Genomic DNA, 712 nt, shown 5'->3' with positions numbered 1-712 from the left:
GCGAGTGGCTCGCTGTTGACGAGGACGATGAAGATGAGGAAATTCAGTTCGACAGTCGGTACATCCAGTTCCTCATCAGTTCCTCCCGTGCGGCTGACCTGCTCGGGCAACTTGACACCGCGGGCAAGTGGGCGCACACGCAGGAGGGTGAACTGACCGAGGGGATCATCGAAGCCCCGCCGATGCTCGGTGAGGATGGGTACGACGCCACCGACCACGGTGCGCCGCGTGCCATCGGCTACCCCGAGCTGCGGGCCGACATGGTGGATCAGCAGGGCGCGATCGCGTGGACGTTCGGTGACGATGAGCCGACCACGCAGTCGCCTGTGGACATCAACGTCTTCAAAATTGTTGACGGGGAGCTGATCGGCCTCGCGCCGCTCGGTCCCGAGGACGATGCGTACGCGCTGCCCGAGTACCCGCGTGCTGGCAACCTCTACTACGACCACGGTGACGGGGTCGAGGAAGCCGACGCTGTCGGCGCCGACGCCTCGCCCGAGAACGCTGGCGGCGTCGCGGAAGCCTCGGAGATGATCGGAGAAACCGACAACGACACGGACAGCGATGTGCTGGCGTATCAGGATCTCCCTGACGACGCACAGCAGTTCGTGGACAGCGCCGTGGATGCGGTCAACTCCGAGGGATACGACTCGGTCACGGACTTCGATGACTGGGACGAGCGGTTCTATCCCCTCCAGAGCATGACCGAAGT

At 63.9% G+C, this 712-nt stretch carries 1 protein-coding gene; it reads left to right on the top strand.

The window, feature by feature from the left end:
• The coding region (locus EXE42_RS18860) for a hypothetical protein (RefSeq protein WP_199240791.1) at nucleotides 1–712 on the top strand (712 nt) is incomplete at both ends.

It is taken from the genome of Halorubrum sp. SP3 (assembly GCF_005435195.1).
In the GTDB taxonomy this organism is placed as follows: domain Archaea; phylum Halobacteriota; class Halobacteria; order Halobacteriales; family Haloferacaceae; genus Halorubrum; species Halorubrum sodomense.
This window is presented reverse-complemented; position numbering and strand designations above follow the sequence as displayed.